Origin of the sequence: Mucilaginibacter phenanthrenivorans (assembly GCF_024721155.1) — a bacterium.
Taxonomy (GTDB): Bacteria; Bacteroidota; Bacteroidia; order Sphingobacteriales; family Sphingobacteriaceae; genus Mucilaginibacter; species Mucilaginibacter phenanthrenivorans.
Genome location: NZ_JAHVAP010000008.1, coordinates 446,640 through 464,152, shown reverse-complemented (window position 1 = coordinate 464,152; position 17,513 = coordinate 446,640). Strand labels below are relative to the sequence as shown.

The window sequence follows — 17,513 nt, the reverse complement described above, 5'->3', positions numbered from 1 at the left end:
TGCCGCTATTTTATTGATTTTTTATAATAAGCACCTGTCATTATTCAAAAAAAATGCGGGGGCATACTTAAATAAATTAAATGACAGGCTTAAAACTGTGAATAGATCCCATATCTGTTGCTACAAATAAGTACCCTGCCATTTAATTTACCTAATCAGCAGCGGAATTAAAACATTTTCCGGAACTCCAGCCAGCGGTTTTAATAACTCGCCCCGCCGCTGTTTGATTGTCTTTTTTATTTCCTAAAACGGTTGGGTTTCGATTGCATCCCTGGTTGTTATCGGCCCCGTCTGGTAACCAGCCTGCGGATATTCAGAAATGTAGTCTTTTGAATATAGGCGGTCATGTTTCACACATACAAAAACCCTTAAAATCAGCTTATTTCGCACAGCATTAAGCGCCGACATTTTTGGCTTCTTTTCTTCAGCTGTCTTCCTGTGATAGTATTTTTTTAGGTCTTCATCGTACCTGACCGCGCGCATGGCGCAAATATGCAAAAGGGACTTCATCTTTATATTGGCTGATTTTACAACCCTGGCCCTAAAGATTCCCGTACCCTTTCCCGATTCCTTCTTAAACGGCGCGACGCCCGCATAGCTTGCAAATTTCCTCGGATCAGAAATGCTCCTGAACTCATTTGTGCAAATCAACAGCTGTAAAGCCGTTATACGGCCAACTCCAGGAACAGAAGTAATGATCTGATTTAATCTTTTCAAATGTTCATCAGCATCAATTAATTTGTCAATTACGCCATCCAGCTCATTCAGGTCGGCACCAACAGCGCACACTGTGCGTACACAACAGTCTACAGTTATAGTTTGCAACGCCGGATCTATAAAAGCCGCTTGTTCCTTCAGCGGCGTCTTGACAACAAGGCTTACGCCGAGCAACCTGGATCGCAGGGCAATTAATATCGTTAATTGACGAATTGGTAAGCGCCGCTCGTCAAGGAGCTCAAGTTCGTCACGGTTTTTCCAGCAATACTTTGCAATCCGGATCGAATCGACCTTATCACTCTTCCCTTTGACAAGACCCAATGAATTTTTTATATGGGTCGCGTTGCCAACGTGTACATTCGCTTTTAAATGCCGAAGTGAATTAACCAGGTGGTTGCAGTAAAATCCCGTATCTTCCATACAGAAAATGGCCTTTGCCATTTTAAAACCGGGCAGGGAATTTAATTCAGCGGCAAATGCAACGATCGCATCCGGTTCATTTTTTTCCTCCCGGTGAAATAAAAAATCCCTCCCCTTCATCACCGCATAATCCAGTTTGTCTTTTGACACGTCGATTCCGATAAAATAATTGTATTTTTTGGGCTTTTTTGTGCTTTGTTTCTCCATTAATGATCAATTGTGGTTAAATCCAATCTGCCGGTTAAGCATTTTATTAAAATAAAATCCAAAAATATAAAATTAATGTAATACTTTAATAAATTAATGTAATACTTTAATAAAATAAAGAAATACACTAATAAACAGCAAAAAAGGTATCTTTCAGGCTGATTATATTTGTTTTACGTCGTATGGAAATGGGTAAAACAACTTATAATCGCATCAAATCTGTGTTAGCTGAAAAAGATAAAACCAATAAGGATCTGGCTGATGCGCTTAATTTAAATGTGGTAACCGTATCCCACTGGTGCACTAATAACGCCCAGCCATCCGTAAAAGCGCTATTTGAAATTGCAGCTTTTTTAGATGTTGACGTCAGGACCTTGCTGGTCAGCAACAAAACCTGACTGATAAGGTAGTCTGATCCCGGGCTTCCTTCTGCATTGTATCTCCCGGGAAGCCTGTTGGCAATCTTTTTTTTGAATTCACCGGCTATTTACTAAAAAAATTAGTATTTTTACTTATTGATTCATTAACTTTAACCGTATGGCAGATAATTCCACGCTGGTTGCAGTAAGCGCATTTTCCGGTCTTGCCGGCGCCTTGTTTACCCAGCTCATCAATTTGGCGAACACCTATTTTACCGACAGCCGGAAACAAAAGTTCGAAGTGGATACGCAGCTACGCAATAAAAAAATGGAGATCGGCGAAAGCTTCTTTTATGTCACCGGCGAAAAATTAACCGCGATCAAAAAAAACATTGCCTTTTGGAAGAACGGCAACAAATTTCGGACAGACAAAAGCCTGGAATTCCTGTATAAAGAGACCGCTAAGTTCAACACGTACATGGAAAAGCTGAATGCTGACAACTGGAAGTTCAACCTGATCAGCCTGTATTTTGACATTTCCTTTACCAATGAAGAGGTAGCACGTTCCAATGAGCGCTCCCATGAACTGTATTTATCCTACCTTGATCTTGCCGAGGGCATCCGGAATGCAGCGGGCGAAGCTAAAGAGGCGTTATTCAAACGTTATGCTGTTGTCCTGTTCGACATGTGCGACCATTACGAAGAGATCTACAACCGCCTGGAGCATGATATGGGAATAGTCAGGACGCAATTGCTCGGCGACTTCCAAAATAGTTAGCCAATTTTTTTACAATACAATTCCGCCCTGCGTTAGCCATGGCTTGTTGTGCCATAGAGATGGCCGACGTTCAAATGCTCAATTTTATTCTTCACGCGCGCTGTAAACAAGAAACAATCATCTTCCGGAATCCGCTTATGGTACGCTGCGGGCCCCCGGAAAACGAGGGCTATTGTTTCAGAAATATTGCGTAATTTTTCTCAGGGGTTTTAAAATCACCGTAAGAATTGGAAGCCAGATCCGGTGCTTGCGCATGGCCTTTAAATCATTAAGCAAACCTTTGATCCGGTTCTTCAAATGCCGGTTACTTGCGCCGCCGGTCCGCATCAGTACCATTACCTGTTCGAGGTAATAAGGCTTTATCTGGTGGACAAATAGAAAACGGAGCATCAATTCATAGTCAGCAGCAGTGCCGTATGCCAGGGTATAGCAGCCGAGCTGGTCAAACAAAATACGTTTACAATAAAATGTTGGGTGCGGTGGCATCCAGCCGAAATTAAATCTGGCACGCTTGTAACTGCCCGAGCGCCATTTGCGTACAACCGTTCCCTTTTCATCTATATAATCAAGGTCACCATAAACCACATTCGTCTCCGTCTGCCTGAAGGAATGAGCTACCTGCGACAATATGTTTTTTTTCGCAAACATATCATCTGCATTTAATAGCCCAATGACCTCCCCCGTCGCCAGGCAAATCCCTTTATTCATGGCATCATATATTCCGTGATCAGGCTCCGAAACCAGGTATTTGATAAAATGTTTATAATTTTCGGCAATATTGATGGTTTTATCCGTTGACCCTCCATCGATTACTATATATTCGATATTGCTGTAATCCTGCGCAATAACCGATTCTATACAGTTAAGAAACGTTTTTTCGGCATTAAAAGTAACGGTAATCAAGGAGATCTTGAGGTCCTGCACGTTGGGTGGTTTTTACAGGCGCAAATTTATGTAAATCTGGTTCGCTTAGCTAATAAAAAAATCAGTGGCCGATAAACCAAAACGGTAGCTGTCCGCATGCAGGGCAATTGGTACGGCCGGACCGGCAGCAATGTCCCGTTTTCCGAAAATTCATCAATCCAGGGTAGAGCGCGGCGCAGCCACGGGCCGGACGCCTTATCCGGATCCAACTCATGTACCGGATAAAATGTTTATAATTTCCGGCAATGTTGATAGTTTTATCAGGAGGATCCGGGCGGGTGAAATGGTATCCGATAAAGGTGTAATTAAGGCCATAAATGATTCTATACAGCAAAAAAAAGGCATTTTCGGTAAGAAAGACGCCGTTAAACAAAGGAATTTTGCCATCCGGAGGAAAAAGAACATGATTTTTAAAGTCACAATTTTATGTAAATTTGAAGTGCTTACCTCATAAATGATAAAGTAAGAGGATGTACACATGCGTCGATTAATTTATAGTTATTTCATTTCCGGCCTGCTGCTGCTTTGCGCCTCCTGTTCCACAAAACAATACCAGGTGCTTTTCCAGCAAAAGGACAAGCTAAACGACAGCAGCTATGCAAATGTGGATACCATGGGCAGCTACCGTATCAAGCCGCAGGATATCCTGCAGATCAGAAACCTGCAGGACAGTAATGTACTGCTGAGCAGCACAACCAGTGGCAATGCTGCCAAGAGCGTGATCCTGGCACCCGGCAGTGCAGATAACCTGGGGTTCCAGGTAGAAGAAGCCGGTACGGTTATTCTCCCTGCGCTGGGTCGGATCAAGGTGGCCGGCTATACCCGTGCCGAGGCGCAAAAGCTGATCGAGGATGCCTACAGGAAAAATGTACTGGTGAATCCCATCATTGAGCTGAAGATTATCAGCCTGAAGGTGACTATTTTCGGGGAGATCAAGTCCCAGGGAAGCTTTCCGCTTATCAAGGAACACACCACACTCGTAGAAATGCTCGGTACGGCAGGCGGCATTACGGAAAAGGCCAATGAAACAAACATTAAGATAATAAGAGGAACAGGCAAAAACCCAAAAGTGATCGTGGTTGACCTGGGTGATATCCAGTCGATCAATGATCCGAAAACAATGCTCCAGAACGGGGACATCATCTATATTGCGCAGAATAAGCGCGCTACCCGAAACGACAATTTCCAGAATTTCTCAGCATCGTTTTTTCAGCCGGTGCTATTACTTTTCAATACCGCGTTGATCATATTTACCCTCGTTCGACATTAATATTCAATGGAAGAAATAGTAAAGAATCAACCAAAACTTCCCACCCAGGAGATCGACTACGTCAAAATCCTGAAAATTCTCCTGAGCCGGTGGTATTGGGTGGCGGGTTCGGTAACCATTTGCTTTATCGTCGCCAACCTTTATTTATGGTACACCCCAAAAATCTTTGCAACCTCGGCTACACTGAAGTTCGAGGAGAAAAAGTCCGAAATATCGGACCTGATCAATGTCCCCGGCGCCAATGACAGGGGCAATCTCTCAAAGATCCAAAGTGAAACGATCGTTCTTCAAAGCACTGCTCTCTTAACAAGCGCTATACGGGAACTGGATTACAGGATAAGCTTTTATGTGGTCGGCCGGGTACTCAACCGGACAAACGAGCTTTACCCGCAACGTCCCCTGGATGTGCAGCTGGTAAAATTTGACAGCCTCAACTTCTTCCGTGACCTCATCACCTTTAAACCGGTGGCTGAGGACAAATTTAGCATCAGCTACAATGCGGGTAGAAAGGAAGTGGTGAACACTTACCGATACGGGCAGCCCTTTTCGATTGGTCCAACTGCATTTAGTATACGCAATCCGGGTCATCTGCCAAAAACGGCTTTGTTTTTATTTAAGCTGAATTCCCCTGAGGATTTTCTCGGAAGGATCAGGGCGGGTTTGCACACGAACGAAACGGCCAAAAATTCGAATATCATATCCTTACAGCAAACGGATTCAAATCCCCAGTTTGCTGCCGACATCCTCAATGCCATCATGAAGGAATACCTGCTCTATGACGTCGCTCAAAGGACAAAGTCAGCTTCGCAAATGATCAGGTTTATCGACAGGCAGCTGGATTTTTTGTCCAACGAGCTCAAGGGTTCAGGCAATTCGATCAAGGATTTCCAGAATAAAAAAAAGATCATGGATGTTCCCTCGGCTTCCACCCGCGTACTGGCCAGGGCAACAGACCTGGAATCCCAGGGGTCACTGCTGAGAATAGACCTGATAGCCGTTGAACAACTAAAAGAGGAAGTCATCAAGGCAAACGATAACCAGCTTCCGAATTTCAGCATGGGAGCCGTTGATCACGAACAGCTGACATCGGCGATATCAAGCCTCAATGCCCTTATCGTCGAAAGAAAGACTGCGCTGAAGACCTATACCAGCAATTCAAATTATATTAAAGACATCGACCAGCAGATCCTTCAAATTAAAAACAACATCCTCAATAGCATCGATGCAACACACCTGCTGATCGAAAATAAACTTAAATTTATAAAAGGCCAGCTGGGGCCTGTGAACGAACAGATCTCGGAACTGCCTTCGGCGCAGCGCGATATGCTGAGCCTTCAGCGGGACTTCGAGATCAATGACAAGGTCTATTCATTTCTCTCGGAGAAAAAGCTCGATGCGCAGATCAGCAGTGCAGGGATCCTGCCCGGTGCGTCCATCATCGATCTGGCACAGCCCAACTTCAACCCCATCTCACCTGATGTCGGAAGTGTCAAACGCTCAGCTGAAATACTGGGCCTGGCGATCGGACTTGGCCTGATCATCCTGATCCGGATAATGAATCCATTTATTTACGACAAGGAAACGATAGAAAGCCTGACAACCATTCCGATAATTGGCGTTATCCGGAAATTTCCGGAAGAGATCGATGAGTACAGCACCCAGATCCTGGCAATCAGTAAGCCAAAATCTATATTTGCAGAATCGGTCCGCTCTGTCCGCACAAACTTAAGTTTCCTGGCGTCCGAAAAGACCAGCAAGGTGATTTGTATCACCTCAGAGGTTGCAGGGGAAGGAAAATCATTTGTTGCGGTGAATTTGTCAAGTACGCTTTCGCTGATCGACAAAAAGGTTATTTTGGTCGCGGCCGACCTGCGGCGCTCCAAACTGCACAAGACTTTTCATGTACCAAATGACCTGGGGCTGAGCAACTACCTGGCAAACCAGTGTACGGCGGAGGATATCATCAATCATTCCGGGCAGCCAAACCTGGATTTTATCGTATCAGGGCCGGTTCCCCCCAACCCGTCCGAACTGCTGCACTCCGCGCGGATGACCCGGTTGATTGCCGAATTAAGAACCCTGTACGATATTGTCATGATCGATACCGCGCCGATCGGGTTGGTCTCCGATGCCATACCCCTGATCAGGTCAAGTGACATCAACCTTTTCGTGATCCGTTCGGGAAAGTCCAAATTTTACGCGGCCTCTGTACCCCAACGGGTGGCGCAGGAGTACAATTTGGATAATACGGTAATTGTGCTGAATGCCTTTGCACCGGACCTGCTTCATTCCAGGTACTACAGCACTAAATTTACCGGTGATAATTATGGAAATAAATACTATTACTATTCTGACTTTAGCGGTTATGAAAGTTCCGGGTACTATGTTGACAAGGAGAAAAATAAATGGTGGAATATAAGCACCTGGTTTCGGAAGAAATAAAGGCGGGAATTTATGGTCTTGGCAGATAAGGAAAAATACCAATGGTACCCGGTTTGCACGCTTCCCCGGAATGAAAAAAAGGCACACCGGACATTGACGGAAAAAGGGATCGAAAGCTACTTACCGCTGCAGCGGCAGCTCAAACAATGGAGTGACCGAAAAAAATGGGTGGAAGAACCGCTGATCAAATCGTACCTGTTTGTTTATATCAGGCCACACGAACAAACGGAGGTGCTGATGACGCGGGGAATTTCCCGGTTCATTTACTTTTCCGGCAAGATAGCCGCTATGCCGGACGTGCAGATGCAAGGTCTTAAATTGTTGCTGGCAAGCCCATATGAGCTGGAGGTCACCGCTGAAGATCTGCAGCCAGGGGAAAAAATCAGGGTAAAGGGAGGCGTTTTAAAGGGGCTCACAGGAGAAATTATTTCCTATCGCTCACAAAAACAGCTGGTGCTCCGCCTGGAAAACATGGGGTGCTCCATCATCGTTAACATTGGCGCATCGATGATTGAACGTTTTTAAGTGCTTAATAAACAACAGCGTAAACGATGGGCAGCCACGGATTACGGCTAAAATAAAAGGCTGGGGGAAATATTTAACCGGCTGACAAACAACAGTTTGCACATAACACATGTGACTTACGGGGCGAAGCTATGAATACAGATTACTATGTGCAGGATTGCAGGAATAATTTCGGCTAAATACCAGGCATCAGAACGCGAGGCCAAAACGGGCCGCATGTGCGCGACACTTGCGCATGGCGGGCCCGACGATGAAGGCCTATTTTCCGATGCGGAAAATCATATTACGCTCGGTCACCGCAGGCTGTCGGTCATCGACCTGAGCAGGAACGGTCACCAGCCCATGTCCGATAACCGGAAAAGGGCCTGGATCAGCTTCAACGGTGAAATCTACAACTATGCGGAGCTGAAGCGGGAATTGGCCGGTGCCGGGTTGACCTTTCATTCCGACACGGATACCGAAGTGATCATTACCGGCTACCTGCACTGGGGAACCGGCGTCTTTTCCAGGCTCAGGGGGATGTTTGCGTTTGCGTTGTATGACGTTGAAAAATCGCTCACCTTCCTCGTCAGGGACAGTGCCGGCATCAAGCCCCTGTACTATTACGCACAGGATGGCACGCTGATTTTTTCGTCGGAAGTTAAAACCTTGAAAATAACCGGGATGGTTACCGAGGCCGATGAAACCTGGCCGGTAAGATTTCTCGCACTGGGTCACATCCCTGAACCGTACACGACGCTAAAAAACGTGTTTAGCATAGAAAAGGGGCATTTCCTGGTTTGGGACAACCGCGCAGGCTCCTTCCGGATTCAGTCTTTCGCCGGCGAAACCGCCGTAAAAACCGATATCACCAGCCTGGCCAGCGCAAGGGAACACATACGTGACGCCCTTCAAATAGCGGTGCAGCGACAACTAATGGCAGATGCGCCGATCGGTGTATTTTTGAGCGGCGGCATTGATTCGAGCCTGATTTCGCTGCTCGCCAACAAGGAAAAACATCAGTTGTTAAAGACCATTTCCATTTATTTTAATGAGCGCAGTTATGATGAACGTTCCTACCAGAATATTGTACTGAATGAGCTTGAGGGAGAAAAATTTGCGCATCTTGTCCGCCAGGAAGATTTTGACAGGCTCTTTCCCGCAATTGTCAGCAGCATGGACATGCCAACGACCGACGGGATCAACACCTGGTTCATTAGTAAATATGCACATGAGGATGGCTTAAAAGCCGTGCTTTCAGGCGTAGGGGCTGACGAACTGTTTGGTGGATATCCATCATTTAACAGGATCAGCTACCTGGGTTACCTCCGCTCAATGCCATCAAAACTTTTTAAGCTGGCCCGTTATTTAAATGCCGACAAATACAAAAAGATCTCGTTCCTGGCCCACGACCACCCGCTGGCCGATTACCTGCTGCTGCGCGGGTTGTTTACCCCGGATGATATCGCAGAAATCCTGGACATAGACGAGGACGAAGTTAACCGCATCCTGTTCGGCGAAAACCTCATTCCCGATCTGGGGCCCTACAACCAGCAGCATGCAGCCTGGTTCGAGACCAATATTTATATGCAGAACCAGCTGCTCCGGGACACCGACGTCATGAGCATGCACCACGGGCTTGAAGTGAGGGTACCATTCCTGGATGAGGACTTCCGGCAATTGGTCGGGCGTATAGATCCGGCAATAAGGTTCAGTAAAAAACAGCCAAAAAAATTACTCATCGAAAGCTTCGGCGGTCTTTTGCCGGAAGCGGTTTGGAACAGGCCGAAGATGGGGTTCACCTTTCCGCTTCAGGAATGGATGGGCAAGCATATCGAAATCAGCGACGAGGTACTTTACAGGGGCCGTATCGCGAAGGACACCGTCAAAAAATTCAAACAGGGAAGGCTACACTGGTCGAAAGTATTCGCCCTTTACCAAATCCAGTTACATGACTAAACGGATCGTCTTGTATAGTTTACAAACGTTTAGCAGCACGGGCGGGATCCAAAAGATGACCCGAACGCTTGCGCACGCGCTGCACTTGCTTTCCGTGCGGAATAACTGGGATTTTAAGCTATGGTCTGCATATGACAACAACAGCGACCTGATGAAGCAATACCTGCCGGCCGAAAAATTTACGGGCTTTGGCGTCAACCGGATTTCCTTTGTTTTAAAAACACTTTTCCTTGCAAAAAAGCCCGATGTGATCATCATCAGCCATATCAACCTGGCCATCATCGGCTTGTTGGTAAAAGTTACCAACCCCGGATGTAAGGTCTGGCTCATCGCGCACGGCATCGAAGTATGGCGACCGCTGTCACCGCTAAAAAAAGCATTTCTCAGGTATTGCGACAAGGTGGTCTGTGTCAGCAAATTTACAAAAGCACAAATGATCAGCAGGCATGGTGTTGAAACCCTGAGGTGCGAAGTGTTAAACAATGCGGTTGATTCATTTATGAAACTGCCCACCTTGTTCACAAAGCCGGCTGCCTTGTTAAAGCGCTACAGGATACCTGCAGGGGTCCCGGTGATTTTTACCCTGACCCGGCTGGCGTCGACCGAACAGTATAAGGGACACGACCAGGTGATCAAGGCGCTCCCTAATTTGAAGGCGAAGTTCCCCGGGATTAAATATATCCTTGCCGGGCAATACGACCACAAAGAGGAAATCCGGATCCAGCGGCTGATCAGTGAAGCGAAGGTTGACGAACAGGTCATCCTTACCGGCTTTATCGATGAAGCAGAGATCGCGGACCATTTTCTGCTCGCCGACCTGTTTGTACTGCCGAGTAAAAAGGAAGGATTCGGCATCGTATTTATCGAAGCATTGGCTTGTGGATTACCAGTGATTTGCGGCAATTCAGACGGTAGTATCGATGCCATTTGCAACGGAGAATTGGGGAAAGCTATCAACGTCGATAACTTGAATGAGCTTGAAAATGCAATAACCGATTACCTTGAAAGTCCGGTAACCGCGAAGGATCGAAAGGGCGTACAAGCGAAATGCCTGAGCCATTTTAATGAAGCAGATTATATAAATAAATTGGAAAAGCTGATCAATGAATGATACTGAAGCGCTTTGGGATTTTGAAATAACCCCATCAAACAACCTTTTTGACCTTAAATTAAAAGACGTCTGGCATTACCGGGACTTACTGGTCCTGCTCGTCAGGCGGGACTTCGTTTCGTTCTATAAGCAAACTATCTTAGGTCCATTATGGTTTTTCATTCAGCCGCTTTTCACTACTTTAATTTATACCTACATTTTTGGCAACCTGGCGGCAATTCCGACGGACGGGCTTCCGCAACCGCTATTTTATTTGGCGGGGATCACCGCCTGGAACTACTTTTCCGACTGCCTGACCAAAACATCCACCGTTTTTACTGCTAACGCAGCGCTTTTCGGAAAGGTTTACTTTCCAAGGCTGATCATGCCGTTGAGTATCGTCGTTTCCAATCTCATTCGTTTCGCGGTCCAAATGGTGCTGTTCATTGTAATGATGGGTATTTATTGGCTTCAGGGTGCATCCTTTCACCCCAATGCATACCTGTTGTTGTTCCCGTTTTTACTTTTACTGATGGCATTTCTGGGACTGGGGCTTGGAATGATCATTTCATCATTGACAACAAAATACAGGGACCTTAGCTTTTTAGTCACTTTTGGCATACAGTTGCTGATGTACCTGACCACCGTAATTTATCCACTCTCTGTGGTGAAGAAGAAATACCCGCGGTATGAGTGGATAGTGACGTACAACCCGCTCACTTCAATTATTGAAGCTTTCAGGTATGGCTTTTTAGGCAAAGGAACCTTCACCCTCCTCTCCCTGGCTATTACCACCCTGACAACTTTATGCATCCTCGTGGCAGGCATAATTATTTTCAACAAGGTTGAACGAACGTTTATTGATACTGTATAAAAATGGCCGGAGCAATTAAAGTCGAGGGGCTTTCCAAAGCCTATCAGCTGGGAGAAATCGGTACAGGGACCATTTCCAGGGACCTGGAACGGTACTGGGCAAAGATCCGGGGAAAGGAAGATCCGTTTTTAAAGGTGGGGGAAGTGAATGACCGGACCATAAAAGGCGGGGATATTGTATGGAGTCTGAATGATTTGAATTTCCAGATAGAACAAGGCGATGCGGTCGGTATCATTGGCAGAAATGGCGCAGGAAAGAGCACATTGCTCAAAATTCTGAGCAGGGTCACGGCGCCAACCCGGGGATCGGTCAAAGTCCGCGGCCGTATCGCCAGCTTACTGGAGGTGGGGACCGGTTTTCACCCCGAGCTGACGGGGAAGGAAAATATTTATCTAAATGGAGCTATCCTGGGCATGCGTAAATCGGAGATTAAAAGGAAGTTTGATGAAATTGTTGCCTTTTCCGGGGTTGACAGGTATATAGATACGCCGGTTAAAAGATATTCTTCAGGCATGTATGTAAGGTTAGCATTTGCTGTGGCTGCCCACCTGGAAAGCGAAATCATGATCGTAGACGAAGTACTGGCCGTTGGCGATGCGGAATTCCAAAAAAAATGCCTGGGCAAAATGGGTGATGTGAGCAAAGGTGAAGGGAGAACGGTGCTGTTCGTCAGCCATAACATGGCTGCGATAAAAACATTATGCAACCGCGGCCTGGTTCTTTCAAACGGTAAGCTGGTATTCGAGGACAAACAACTCGAGGCGGTAAGCTTTTACCAGTCCGATCAAAATAACAGGTCTGTCTTTGAACACAAAGGAGATACCAGTTCTGCGCCAGGGAACGAAAATATCCGGATCCTGAGTTTTTACATCAAACCCCTTAAGGGAGCAAACATTTCGATTTCAACCGGACTTACTTTTGAAATTACATTTTTCAACCAAAAAGCCGGAATTAATCTTGATGCCACTTTTGAATTGAAAAACAGTGACCAGATCCCGGTATTTCACAACGGTGCGCTGATTACGACAAGTAACGATTCCAAAACAGGTGTTTACACAGTGAAAGGGACCATCCCGGAATACTTGCTCAATGCCGGCCTGTACACCTTCAAGCTGATCTTTGGTGAAAACCAGCGGTACGCGTTATTTTCCGTGGATGATTTTATCAGTTTTGAAGTTGAGAATGAATCGGTAGGCAGTAACAGCCAACTCGCCCCAGGTGTGATAAGCCCAAATTTAAAATATGAAATAACTTTTCAGCACTGATGAACAAGCCGGAGATCATACAATTACCAAAGATATTTGACGACAGGGGAAACCTTTCGTTTATTGAAGAGCATGTTCAAGTGCCATTCAAGATAAACAGGACTTACTGGATTTATGATGTTCCGGGTGGAGAGCGGCGGGGCGGGCACGGTTACAGGCAGCTTCAGGAATTTATCGTCGCCCTAAGCGGCAGCTTTGACGTCGTGCTCCATGACGGACAGTCGGAACACCGTTTTCATCTGAACCGTTCCTACTATGGCTTGTATGTTCCGGCGATGATGTGGCGCGAAATAGAAAATTTTTCTACCAACTCTCTGGCGCTTATCCTTGCCGATGGCCGTTATGATGCAAACGATTATATAAGGGATTTCGAACAATTTAAACAGGAAAAAAATGCCGGATAAAAAACTGACCGTTTTTGATTGCAATGTTTTTCATTTGCAAAAGATCCACAACAGGGCCGGAAACATTACACCGGTCGAAAACAATATCCATGTACCCTTCGATGTAAAAAGGGTTTTTTATCTTTACGACATTCCCGGGGGGGAGTCAAGAGCTGCCCATGGACATAAGGAACTGCACCAATTTATTGTGGCAGCAAGCGGGAGTTTTGATATCAGTCTTGATGACGGTGTTAATAAAAAAACGGTCCAGCTCAACCGGCCCTATTTGGGAATCCATATCCAGCCAGTGATCTGGTGCGATATTTCGAATTTTTCATCCGGCGCCATTTGCCTTGTACTCGCCTCCTTGCCTTACAATGAAAATGGTTATTTACGGGATTATACAGCATTTAAAAATTATAAATTTTTGTGAGCGGTATTCATCCCTTAGCAGACGTCAGGACAACAAAGATTGGTGCAAATACCAATATATGGCAATTTGCAGTGGTGTTAGCAGGCGCTCAAATTGGCAGCAGCTGCAACATCAATTGCCATACTTTTATTGAGAACGATGTGATTATTGGCAATCACGTAACCGTAAAATCCGGCGTATACCTCTGGGACGGAATTGTCGCAGAGGACCACACATTTATCGGGCCAAATGTCACCTTTACAAACGATAAATACCCCAGGTCTCAACAGCATTTGGGGGCGTTTCAAAAAACCATACTCAAAACGGGGTGTTCGGTAGGCGCCGGCGCCACTATCCTGGGAGGCGTCACGATAGGTTCCTTTGCAATCATTGGCGCGGGCACTATCGTAACAAAAGACGTTCCTGCATTTGCCCTGTTTTACGGAACTCCGGGGAGGGTCCGCGGTTGGGTGAACGAAAAGGGAGCAAAATTGGCTGAAATAAGTAAAGGTCAATTTGCAGATGAGGCAGGTAACGTTTGGTTTTTACATAATAACCTACTTGTCAGAAAATGAAAATTCCGTTTTTATCATTCGATTACCAGAACAACACCATCGCCGCAGAGATAAAAGAAGCATTCCAGCGGGTTTTTGACAGCAAATGGTATATACTTGGCAAGGAACTCCAGGAATTCGAAGCGAATTATGCGAAATTTAATTGCGTGGGTCATTGTGTTGGTGTGGCCAATGGTTTAGATGCTTTACAGATCGCTTTAAATACATTGGGCATAGGTCCTGGCGACGAGGTGATCGTACCGTCAAATACATACATTGCGACATGGCTGGCGATTTCAGCCGTAGGTGCAACAATCATTCCTGTCGAACCTGTTTCGACCACTTTCAACCTGGATCCACAAGGAATCCCCGGCGCCATAACGTCCCGGACGAAACTCATCATGCCGGTGCACTTATACGGTCAGCCCTGCCAGATGGAGGAAATCATGACAATTGCCGGGGCGAGTGGCTTGCTCGTGGTTGAAGATAATGCGCAGGCCCAGGGTGCCACGTTCAATGGCCGGCTCGCCGGCAGTTTTGGCCAGATAAATGCGACCAGCTTCTATCCGACCAAAAATCTTGGTGCCTTCGGAGATGCCGGGGCCCTGACAACCGACGATGCCGGGCTTGCCGCGAAGGCATCGGTTTTGCGCAATTATGGTTCGGAGAAGAAATACTATAATGAAATGATCGGCGTGAATTCCAGGCTGGACGAAATGCAGGCGGCATTTCTTTCGGTAAAGCTGAAGTTTCTCCATACCTGGAACCGGCAGCGCAAAGAACTCGCCAAAAAGTATGATGAATTATTGGCAGGAACAGGGGATCTTTTGTTACCTGCCGTCGCCGCGGGAGCCGGACATGTTTACCATTTATATGTAATACAGACAAAACAAAGAGACAAGTTGCAGGAATATCTTGGCCGGGCAGGAATTGAAACTTCGGTTCATTACCCGGTGCCGCCACATTTGCAAAAAGCTTACAGACATCGTTTTAAACCAGGGGCCTTCCCTGTGGCAGAGCGGCTTGCGGCAACCAGTTTAAGCTTACCGCTTTATCCGGGAATGCCGGAAAAAGACCTGTATGCGGTCACGGAATCTATCAAAGCATTTTATGGATAAACTTTTGATAATCAGCGACCACCTGATCATGGCAGGGGCCGAACGGCTAATCTTTGAAATGGTCAAATTTGCCCGCAGCGAGCATATGCAGCCTGTAATATTAATAGCGAACAATTATCACATCGAATATTACGACGCTGTCTTTGCAGAATTACAAGTTCCGGTTGTCCGCACGACACTACAGGGAATTATGAAACTGCGGAACCCGGTAAATTTCTTAAAGGCGCTATACTGGCAAATTAAGCTCAGGTATTTCGCAGACAAATATTTTAACAGCGTACATGTGATAGGACTGTATAATGTGCAAAAAATATTTTCAAACGTACTGCACCAACACCGTTACTTTTGGCATGTGGGCAACGCCGTTCAATATTTTGACAGGGTATATCCTTTCCCCGAAAGCATTTTTGCAAATGAGCAGGACACCCTGGTTTTCATAAACACTTACCAGGGTAAGGAAATCGAGCAACAGTATGGAAAAGACAAAATAAAAAATAAGCTTTCTTTTTTTAAACTATTCGTAGCGGCCGATGATTCAAATTAATATAGTCAGCCGGATCAACGAGGACAAGAATTTCTTTTTTGACCTGCTTTTTGTGGCGCAAAAGCTGCTAGAGAAAAACCTGACGGGATTCCGGTTACTGTTCATCGGTGATATCCTCAGCAGGACTGTGTACCAGGACATGATACGCCTCATCGGCTTGTTCGGACTCTCAGAACATGTATCATTTACGAAGAAGTCTATCCGGTTTGCAGATCTTCCCGGTGAGGTCCGTGCGGGGTATTTCTTTAATTTTACAATTGGAAATTTCATGGGGTACTCCGGTGTCGAAAGCCTGGATTATGGATTTAAAACCATTTTTTATAATACGGACAGAGAACTGGATGAAAAAACAGACAAATCAGTAGCCATGTGCGCAAATATTGCTGGTTTGGTCACCTTGCTAAGTTCGATCTGCGAAGATCCCGCCGGCCTTGAAGAACAGGTTAAAGCCGATAACCTCCTGATGAAAAAAAGATTCCTGCTCGACGACCAGGACAGGGCATTCCTCAGGCAGGCAATGAATCCAGCATAAAATGATCCGTTTTCCACTATACCGCATCTCGTTACCTGCCGCATGAGCAAACATCTTGTGCTTGCAACAATATTTGATTTCGGTGGTAGTAATACGCACTTGAAAACCCTGGTAAAATACTTTGGTGAAGAGAACACCGTTTTAGTTTTGGAAAATGCGGAACAACGGGAGTTGACCTGTAAGATAGGGTTTTCTGATAAGCTTACTATGGTGGTGGCCCCCGGGTTGCATAAGTATGCGCATTTTCAATATAAATTTAGTTCGAATGTCCGCGAATTTATCAGGGTGCTCCGGTCAATTATCATCATTAAGTGGCTCAGCATAAAACACGGCTTTGCAAGGATCACGGTGAGCGCCGTTGAGCCGGAAAAATACCTTTATCTTTTATGGGTTCCTTTTTCCAGGGTATATTATATACTACATACGACCCCGCATACTGCTTATACCTCGTTTACAACTTTTACCTGCAACAAATTGCTTGGTGCAAAAAGGAAGATCATCACCGTATCCAACGCCAACAAGGCAACCCTTATTAAACAATGGGGCATCCTTGCCCCTGCTGCGCTTTTTGTCTGCGTTGTTCCTAATTGCGTGCCGGATGCCGGGAACGACATAAAAGAAGATGCCGTTTTACCATCGACCCGGCTCATCGTGGTCACAATGGGACATCTGATCGCCTACAAGAATCCGGAGCTATGGTTTCGTGTAGCCTGTAAGATCATCCAAACGATGAACAACGTTAATTTTATTTGGATGGGTGACGGGCCTCTTTGGAATGAATTCAAACCCAGGGAGCCTGCTGGCGGAAGAATTGCTTTTATCGGGAAACAGTCAGACCCGCTGCCTGTCCTCCGCGCCGCATCCGTTTATTACCAGCCAAGCCTGTACGAAACCCAGGGTATCGGCGTCCTGGAAGCCATGTCGCTGGGGTTGCCCTGTGTCGTTTCCGAAGTCGGCGGATTGCCCGAATCTGTTGAAGCTAATTACAATGGCCTATTGGTAAACCCGAATGATGATGATGAACATGTAGCGGCATTGACACGGCTGCTGAACGATAAACAGATGAGAATAAAGTATGGCAGGAATGCTTATGCTGCCTACAGGAAGCTGTTTACCTACTCAACCTTTGAGGTCAAAATGAATAATGTTTACAAATAACAG

The 17,513-nt window shown here is 45.9% G+C and carries 19 protein-coding genes; 17 read left to right on the top strand and 2 right to left on the bottom strand.

Annotation, left to right across the window (positions count from 1 at the left end):
- Nucleotides 1-243: 243 nt before the first annotated feature.
- Nucleotides 244-1,344 (bottom strand): transposase, encoded by a 1,101-nt coding sequence (locus KXD93_RS21365; RefSeq protein WP_258139385.1) that lies wholly within the window; start codon nt 1,342-1,344, stop codon nt 244-246.
- A 188-nt stretch (nt 1,345-1,532) separates the two neighbouring features.
- On the opposite strand from KXD93_RS21365, the gene KXD93_RS21360 reads away from it, so the two are divergent.
- Entirely contained in the window at nt 1,533-1,742 is a 210-nt protein-coding gene (locus KXD93_RS21360) for a helix-turn-helix transcriptional regulator (protein WP_258139384.1), read from the top strand.
- Nucleotides 1,743-1,881: 139 nt separating this feature from the next.
- On the top strand, nt 1,882-2,481 hold the full coding sequence (locus KXD93_RS21355; protein ID WP_258139383.1) for a hypothetical protein: 600 nt from the start codon (nt 1,882-1,884) through the stop codon (nt 2,479-2,481).
- Between the two features lie 177 nt (nt 2,482-2,658).
- Here KXD93_RS21355 and KXD93_RS21350 read toward each other — a convergent pair whose 3' ends face one another.
- A complete protein-coding gene (locus KXD93_RS21350; protein WP_258139382.1) occupies nt 2,659-3,405 on the bottom strand; it encodes a glycosyltransferase family 2 protein in 747 nt (248 codons plus the stop codon).
- Between the two features lie 130 nt (nt 3,406-3,535).
- Between KXD93_RS21350 and KXD93_RS21345 the strand changes: the two genes are divergently transcribed.
- The 15 genes from KXD93_RS21345 to KXD93_RS21270 all read left to right on the top strand — a co-directional run bounded on the left by KXD93_RS21345 (nt 3,536) and on the right by KXD93_RS21270 (nt 17,510).
- Nucleotides 3,536-3,859 (top strand): hypothetical protein, encoded by a 324-nt coding sequence (locus KXD93_RS21345; RefSeq protein WP_258139381.1) that lies wholly within the window; start codon nt 3,536-3,538, stop codon nt 3,857-3,859.
- 24 nt (nt 3,860-3,883) lie between these two features.
- The gene (locus KXD93_RS21340; RefSeq protein WP_258139380.1) at nt 3,884-4,675 is read left to right on the top strand and encodes a polysaccharide biosynthesis/export family protein; all 792 of its coding nucleotides are present in this window, start codon (nt 3,884-3,886) and stop codon (nt 4,673-4,675) included.
- A 6-nt stretch (nt 4,676-4,681) separates the two neighbouring features.
- Complete coding sequence (locus KXD93_RS21335; protein ID WP_258139379.1) at nt 4,682-7,117, top strand: GumC family protein; 2,436 nt, start codon at nt 4,682-4,684, stop codon at nt 7,115-7,117.
- 12 nt (nt 7,118-7,129) lie between these two features.
- Nucleotides 7,130-7,642, top strand: a complete 513-nt coding sequence (locus tag KXD93_RS21330; protein WP_258139378.1) for a UpxY family transcription antiterminator — start codon at nt 7,130-7,132, stop codon at nt 7,640-7,642.
- Nucleotides 7,643-7,789: 147 nt separating this feature from the next.
- The gene (gene asnB, locus KXD93_RS21325) at nt 7,790-9,580 is read left to right on the top strand and encodes an asparagine synthase (glutamine-hydrolyzing) (protein WP_258139377.1); all 1,791 of its coding nucleotides are present in this window, start codon (nt 7,790-7,792) and stop codon (nt 9,578-9,580) included.
- The gene (locus KXD93_RS21320) at nt 9,573-10,691 is read left to right on the top strand and encodes a glycosyltransferase family 4 protein (RefSeq protein WP_258139376.1); all 1,119 of its coding nucleotides are present in this window, start codon (nt 9,573-9,575) and stop codon (nt 10,689-10,691) included. Before asnB ends, KXD93_RS21320 begins: the two co-directional genes overlap by 8 nt.
- Nucleotides 10,684-11,544 (top strand): ABC transporter permease, encoded by an 861-nt coding sequence (locus KXD93_RS21315; RefSeq protein WP_258139375.1) that lies wholly within the window; start codon nt 10,684-10,686, stop codon nt 11,542-11,544. Before KXD93_RS21320 ends, KXD93_RS21315 begins: the two co-directional genes overlap by 8 nt.
- Nucleotides 11,545-11,546: 2 nt before the next feature.
- Nucleotides 11,547-12,809, top strand: a complete 1,263-nt coding sequence (locus KXD93_RS21310) for an ABC transporter ATP-binding protein (protein ID WP_258139374.1) — start codon at nt 11,547-11,549, stop codon at nt 12,807-12,809.
- The gene (locus KXD93_RS21305; RefSeq protein ID WP_258139373.1) at nt 12,809-13,213 is read left to right on the top strand and encodes a sugar 3,4-ketoisomerase; all 405 of its coding nucleotides are present in this window, start codon (nt 12,809-12,811) and stop codon (nt 13,211-13,213) included. The genes KXD93_RS21310 and KXD93_RS21305 overlap by 1 nt, the downstream gene beginning before the upstream one ends.
- On the top strand, nt 13,203-13,625 hold the full coding sequence (locus KXD93_RS21300; RefSeq protein WP_258139372.1) for a sugar 3,4-ketoisomerase: 423 nt from the start codon (nt 13,203-13,205) through the stop codon (nt 13,623-13,625). Before KXD93_RS21305 ends, KXD93_RS21300 begins: the two co-directional genes overlap by 11 nt.
- Entirely contained in the window at nt 13,622-14,179 is a 558-nt protein-coding gene (locus KXD93_RS30560; protein ID WP_308726297.1) for an acyltransferase, read from the top strand. The genes KXD93_RS21300 and KXD93_RS30560 overlap by 4 nt, the downstream gene beginning before the upstream one ends.
- Nucleotides 14,176-15,276, top strand: coding sequence for a DegT/DnrJ/EryC1/StrS family aminotransferase (locus KXD93_RS21285; RefSeq protein ID WP_258139371.1), 1,101 nt, complete (start codon nt 14,176-14,178; stop codon nt 15,274-15,276). Before KXD93_RS30560 ends, KXD93_RS21285 begins: the two co-directional genes overlap by 4 nt.
- A complete protein-coding gene (locus KXD93_RS21280) occupies nt 15,269-15,820 on the top strand; it encodes a hypothetical protein (RefSeq protein WP_258139370.1) in 552 nt (183 codons plus the stop codon). Before KXD93_RS21285 ends, KXD93_RS21280 begins: the two co-directional genes overlap by 8 nt.
- Complete coding sequence (locus KXD93_RS21275; protein WP_258139369.1) at nt 15,807-16,352, top strand: hypothetical protein; 546 nt, start codon at nt 15,807-15,809, stop codon at nt 16,350-16,352. The genes KXD93_RS21280 and KXD93_RS21275 overlap by 14 nt, the downstream gene beginning before the upstream one ends.
- Nucleotides 16,353-16,394: 42 nt before the next feature.
- Nucleotides 16,395-17,510, top strand: coding sequence for a glycosyltransferase family 4 protein (locus KXD93_RS21270; RefSeq protein WP_258139368.1), 1,116 nt, complete (start codon nt 16,395-16,397; stop codon nt 17,508-17,510).
- Nucleotides 17,511-17,513: the final 3 nt, after the last annotated feature.

Coding starts and splice junctions, on each gene's coding strand:
- KXD93_RS21365 (WP_258139385.1), bottom strand. CDS start 1,344: ATGGAGAAACAAAGCACAAAAAAGCCCAAAAAATACAATTATTTTATC.
- KXD93_RS21360 (WP_258139384.1), top strand. CDS start 1,533: ATGGGTAAAACAACTTATAATCGCATCAAATCTGTGTTAGCTGAAAAA.
- KXD93_RS21355 (WP_258139383.1), top strand. CDS start 1,882: ATGGCAGATAATTCCACGCTGGTTGCAGTAAGCGCATTTTCCGGTCTT.
- KXD93_RS21345 (WP_258139381.1), top strand. CDS start 3,536: ATGTCCCGTTTTCCGAAAATTCATCAATCCAGGGTAGAGCGCGGCGCA.
- KXD93_RS21340 (WP_258139380.1), top strand. CDS start 3,884: ATGCGTCGATTAATTTATAGTTATTTCATTTCCGGCCTGCTGCTGCTT.
- KXD93_RS21335 (WP_258139379.1), top strand. CDS start 4,682: ATGGAAGAAATAGTAAAGAATCAACCAAAACTTCCCACCCAGGAGATC.
- KXD93_RS21330 (WP_258139378.1), top strand. CDS start 7,130: ATGGTCTTGGCAGATAAGGAAAAATACCAATGGTACCCGGTTTGCACG.
- asnB (WP_258139377.1), top strand. CDS start 7,790: ATGTGCAGGATTGCAGGAATAATTTCGGCTAAATACCAGGCATCAGAA.
- KXD93_RS21320 (WP_258139376.1), top strand. CDS start 9,573: ATGACTAAACGGATCGTCTTGTATAGTTTACAAACGTTTAGCAGCACG.
- KXD93_RS21315 (WP_258139375.1), top strand. CDS start 10,684: ATGAATGATACTGAAGCGCTTTGGGATTTTGAAATAACCCCATCAAAC.
- KXD93_RS21310 (WP_258139374.1), top strand. CDS start 11,547: ATGGCCGGAGCAATTAAAGTCGAGGGGCTTTCCAAAGCCTATCAGCTG.
- KXD93_RS21305 (WP_258139373.1), top strand. CDS start 12,809: ATGAACAAGCCGGAGATCATACAATTACCAAAGATATTTGACGACAGG.
- KXD93_RS21300 (WP_258139372.1), top strand. CDS start 13,203: ATGCCGGATAAAAAACTGACCGTTTTTGATTGCAATGTTTTTCATTTG.
- KXD93_RS21285 (WP_258139371.1), top strand. CDS start 14,176: ATGAAAATTCCGTTTTTATCATTCGATTACCAGAACAACACCATCGCC.
- KXD93_RS21280 (WP_258139370.1), top strand. CDS start 15,269: ATGGATAAACTTTTGATAATCAGCGACCACCTGATCATGGCAGGGGCC.
- KXD93_RS21275 (WP_258139369.1), top strand. CDS start 15,807: ATGATTCAAATTAATATAGTCAGCCGGATCAACGAGGACAAGAATTTC.
- KXD93_RS21270 (WP_258139368.1), top strand. CDS start 16,395: ATGAGCAAACATCTTGTGCTTGCAACAATATTTGATTTCGGTGGTAGT.